General features: G+C 68.0%; 4 protein-coding genes. All 4 read left to right on the forward strand.

The window, feature by feature from the left end:
- Positions 1-250: SPOR domain-containing protein (locus D183_RS24020; RefSeq protein WP_039726170.1), on the forward strand; the 250-nt coding region annotated here is incomplete at its 5' end.
- Between the two features lie 380 nt (positions 251-630).
- A complete protein-coding gene (locus D183_RS0104880) occupies positions 631-1386 on the forward strand; it encodes an SDR family NAD(P)-dependent oxidoreductase (RefSeq protein WP_017908009.1) in 756 nt (251 codons plus the stop codon).
- Positions 1387-1637: 251 nt separating this feature from the next.
- Positions 1638-3689: a TonB-dependent receptor gene (locus D183_RS0104885; RefSeq protein ID WP_017908010.1), complete on the forward strand. Its 2052-nt coding sequence runs from the start codon at positions 1638-1640 to the stop codon at positions 3687-3689.
- A 239-nt stretch (positions 3690-3928) separates the two neighbouring features.
- Positions 3929-5242 (forward strand): TonB-dependent receptor (locus tag D183_RS0104890; RefSeq protein WP_017908011.1); only part of this gene is annotated, 1314 nt, incomplete at its 3' end.

Raw genomic sequence — 5242 nt, forward strand, 5'->3', positions numbered from 1 at the left:
GGCGGCCGCGCCCGACAACGCCCGCTACATCCTGCAGGCCGGCTCGTTCGGCGCCTCCGGCGACGCCGAGTCGACCAAGGCCAAGCTGGCGATGCTGGGCCTGTCGGCGCGCGTGGAATCGGCGCAGATCAGCGGCAAGACCGTCTATCGCGTTCGCATGGGGCCGTACGGCACCGCCAGCGAACTGGCCGAGGCCAAGCAGAAGTTGAATGGCAGCGGGCTGTCGGCGATCGCGATCAAGGCGCAGTGAGGCCGGGAATCGGGAATCGGGATTGGGGAATGGGTGAAGCGGCTTTCTTGCCGTTTTCACCTGTACGTGCGCGCATGGGTTGTCGCTGCTGACATTGGGCCGCGTTGGCTTGATATGACGTTGCAGTTCCACGCCAGCGTGCTGCTGGCGACTGAGTAAAAGACTTAGTCGCCAGGGAATCTGGAATGGGGACGCGAGCACGTCCCGTTCCGCGCGACGAGGCCTGAAGACGCTTCGGATCCGCGCGCTGTCGCGCCGCGCTGGCGCGTCATCAACCACCGAAACCGACTTCCCCCGCGGGCACACGCGCTGTCGACGCGCGCGACCGGGTTTTGCTTTTACCATTCCCGATTCCCCACTCCCCATTCCCGGCCCCCCCAATGACTCAGACCGCCCTGATCACCGGCGCCACCTCCGGTTTCGGCGCTGCCGCCGTGCGCCGCTTCGTCGATGCAGGCTGGCGCGTGATCGCCACCGGCCGCCGCGCCGATCGCCTGCAGCCGCTGCTGGACGCCTTCGGCGCCGAGCGCGTGCACATCGCCGCCTTCGACATCCGCGACACCGACGCGCTGGACGCGATGCTGGCGGCGCTGCCCGAGGCGTTCCGCGGCATCGACCTGCTGGTCAACAACGCTGGCCTGGCCCAGGGCACCGCGCCGGCGCAGGCCGCGCAACTGGACGACTGGCGCACGATGATCGACACCAACATCACCGCGCTGGTGACGCTGACCCATCGCCTGCTGCCGACGCTGATCCAGCGCCGCGGCGCGATCATCAACATCAGTTCGGTCGCCGCGCTGTATCCCTATCCCGGCGGCAACACCTACGGCGGCACCAAGGCCTTCGTCAGCCAGTTCTCGCTGGGCCTGCGCTCGGATCTGCATGGCACCGGCGTGCGCGTCACCGCGATCGAACCCGGCATGGCCGAGACCGAGTTCACCCTGGTCCGCACCCATGGCGACCAGAAGGCCTCGGACACGCTCTACCAGGGTGCGCAGCCGATGACCGCCGAGGACATCGCCGAACAGATCTTCTGGGTGGCGACGCTGCCGCCGCATCTGAACATCAATCGATTGGAAATCATGCCGGTGACGCAGTCCTTCGCCGGCTTCCAGGTCGCGCGGCAACCGGCCTGAACGGCCGCGGGGCCGCTCCGCGCGGCCCCGCCACGTCCCGTCTCTCTCGCGCCCGTGCGGCGAAGGCCCTCTGCCGCACGGTCGGGACGGACGCTTGTCGCGCCGGCCTGCTGGCGATTCCGACAACTCCTTAACGAAATGATATAACATCACCCGGTCGGAGCCGCGTTCGTACGTCGGACCGCGCACCACTCGCTCGCCCGCAGCCCAGCCGCTGCCGCCAGTCTCCACTCCCCTTGTCCGCAGCCATCATGAAGACCTACACCCATGCCCTCGCCGTGCTGGCCGGGCTCGCGGCCGGCGACGGCGCCGCGCAGACGACACCCGACACCACCACCACGCTCGGCACCGTGGAAGCGCGGCGCCACAGCGCCGCCTCGCTGTCCACGCGCAACATCCTCAGCTCGGTCGACGTGCTCGGCAGCGAGCAGATCGCCGACAAGCAGGTCATGAACAGCTGGGAGTTGCTGGGGCAGATGCCCGGCATGCAGCTCACCGAAACCCGGCAGGGTGCCGAGTCCGGCAAGGTCACCTTCCGCGCTTTCAACGGCGAGGGCTACATCAACGGCATCAAGGTGCTGATCGACGGCGTGCCGAGCAACGTCAACAGCGGCAACCAACGCTTCATCGACATGATCTTCCCGCTGGAGATCGCCTACATCGAGGTGGTGCGCGGCACCAACGATCCGCGTTACGGCCTGCACAACATCGGCGGCAACTTCAACATCGCCACCCGCCAGGGCGGCGACTACCAGGACCTGCGGCTGAGCTACGGCAGTTTCGCCACCCGCGAACTGCAGTACGCCGTCGGCCATGAGGCCGATGGCCTGGCGCAGAACTATTTCGTCGGCGCGCAGGCCGCGCATGGCTATCGCCAGCACGACAGCTCGCGCAAGTACACGCTCGGCGGCAAATGGTTCTACGGCGAAGACGACGATGCCGCACGCATCGGCCTGATCGCACGCGCCTACCACCATGAGGCCGACGAATCGGGCTTCCTCACCGCCACCGAGTTGGCCGAGGACCGCGACCAGTCGCCGCCGAAGAACGCCAACGACGGCGACGACCGCGACATGCGCCAGGCCAGCGTGCACGCCGACTTCAAGCTCGGCGACGGCTTGCAATTGCGCAACACGCTGTACCTCAACCGTTACCAGGACGACCGGCGGATCACCTTCACCCGCTATCCGCTGGGCAACGCGCCACGGCAGCGTCGGCAATGGGACGAAACCCAGACCGGGTTGCTCAGCACCGTCACCTGGCAGGCCAGCGATCTGCTGAGCGTGGAAGGCGGCTTCAACGCCGAGCACCAGGACAACCGTTACCGGCGCTCGCGCTACGCCTACAGCGTGCCGACCGATTTCGACCATGCGCCGGCACGCGTGCAGAACGACGACCGCTACAGCCTGGATAACCTCGGCCTGTACCTGCAGGCGGTGATCCAACCGAGCGATGCGCTGAAGATCGTCCCCGCATTCCGCGTCGACCGCTTCTCCGGCGAGACCGCGCTGCCCAGCGGCGTGCATGCGCCGCTGCAGCGCTACGGCTGGATCGACCAGCCCAAGCTCAGCGTGATCTACGCGCTGACCCCGCACTTGAGCGTGTACGCCAACTGGGGCCGCACCTTCCAGATCCTCACCGGCTCGACCGCCCCGGCCTACCTGACGCCCGGGCAGAGCACGTTCCGGCCCTCGATCAATACCGGCAAGGAGCTGGGCCTGAAACTGCAGCCGGCCGCCGGCACCGAGGCACGCGTGGCGGTCTGGCGCCAGGATGCCACCGACGAAGTGGCCAACATGCCCAGCACCGGTACCACGGTCGGACTCGGCCAGACCCGCCGGCAGGGCGTGGACCTGCAACTGAGCACGCAACTGGGCGAGCGCTGGACGCTGTGGCTGTCGCACGCGATCCAGGAAGCCAAGGTGGTCAGCGCCTTTACCGCGAGCGGCGAGTCGCTGCGCGGACGCGAGGTGTTCTCCACACCGCGCTACATCAGCAACGTCGGCGTCGACTACCGGCCCGATGCACGCTGGAAGCTGGGGCTGCAGGCGCGCGCGCAAGGCGACTACTACATCGACGAACGCAATACCCAGGGCAAGTACGGCGGCTTCCGCGTGGTCGATGCCAGCGTGCGCTACCAGCTCAGCCCGCGCACCAGCCTCGACCTGCAGGTCAAGAATCTCACCGACGCTCGCTACGCCTACGTCTGGTACGACAACTTCTTCTGGGGCGGCAACGACCAGCCGATGTTCTCGCCGGCGCCCGGACGCGCGGCCTATCTCGGCTTCGAACTGCGCCTGTAGCCATTGCCGACGTCGGCGCGGTCCGCTGCGGCCGCGCCTCTGTCTCCCCCGGCGCCGTCCGGGGCACGCCGATGCCGCTGCGGTTGCCTGCGTGGCGCAGACAACCGCGCGATTTTCCCCGCGAAATCGCATAACATCGCCTTCACGGAGCGAGGTACGCCCAGCGTACCGACCAAGCAAGCCCCGCAACCTCGCCGTTGCCGCCAGCCCTCCGCTGTCCCCACTTGCTTGCAGACCCCATGAAGATCGACTCCCTTGCCCTGGCCGTGCTGGCCGGGCTTGCCGCCGGCCATGCCGCCGCGCAGACCCTCACCTCCGAGACCACCACCACCCTCGGCACCGTGGAGGCGCGGCGCGAGACCGCCGCCTCGCTGTCCACCCGCAACATCCTCAGTTCGGTCGACGTGCTCGGCAGCGAGCAGATCGGCGACAAGCAGGTCATGAACGGCTGGGAGTTGCTGGGCATGATGCCCGGCGTGCAGCTCACCGAGATCCGCCAGGGCGCCGAATCCGGCAAGGCCACCTTCCGCGCCTTCAACGGCGAGGGCTACCTCAACGGCATCAAGATCCTGATCGATGGCGTGCCCAGCGATGCCAACAGCGGCAACCAGCGCTTCACCGACATGATCTTCCCGCTGGAGATCGCCTACATCGAAGTCGTGCGCGGCACCAACGACCCGCGCTACGGCCTTCACAACATCGGCGGCAACCTCAACATCGCCACCCGCCAGGGCGGCGACTACCAGGACCTGCGGCTGAGTTACGGCAGCTTCGCCACGCGCGCGCTGCAATACGCCGTCGGCCATGAGGCCGGCGGCCTGGCGCAGAACTATTTCTTCGGCGCCCAGGCCACGCAGGGCGAGCGCGCGCACGACAGCGCGCGCAAGTACACCCTCGGCGGCAAGTGGTTCTACGGCGACGACGACGACACCGCGCGCATCGGCCTGATCGCCCGCGCCTACCATCTGAAGGCCGATGCGCCCGGCTTCCTCACCGCCGCGCAATGGGACGACGACCGCGACCAGTCGCCGCCACAGAATGCCAATGACGGCGGCGAGCGCACCCTGCGCCAGGCCAGCGTGCATGCCGACTTCAAGCTCGGCGACGGTGTGCAGCTGCGCAACACGCTGTACGTCAACCGCTACGACGAGGAACGCCGCGTCACCTTCACCCCCTACCCGATCGGCAACGCACCGCGGCAGCGCCGGCAATGGGACGAGACCCAGACCGGCCTGCTCAGCACCGTCACCTGGCAGGCCAGCGACCTGCTGAGCCTGGAAGGCGGCCTCAACGCCGAGCACCAGAACAACCGCTATCGCCGCTACCGCTATGCCTACGCGGTACCGACCGATTTCTGGAGCGCGCCGGCGCGCGTGCAGAACGACGACCGCTACACGCTGGACAACCTCGGCCTGTACCTGCAGGCGGTGTTGCAGCCGACCGCCGCGCTGAAGATCGTGCCGGCGTTCCGCGTCGACCGCTTTTCCGGCGACACCACGCTGCCCGGCGGCGTGCACGCGCCGCTGCAGCGCTACGGCTGGATCGACCAGCCC

Source organism: Xanthomonas sp. SHU 199, from assembly GCF_000364665.1.
Classification (GTDB): domain Bacteria; phylum Pseudomonadota; class Gammaproteobacteria; order Xanthomonadales; family Xanthomonadaceae; genus Xanthomonas_A; species Xanthomonas_A sontii.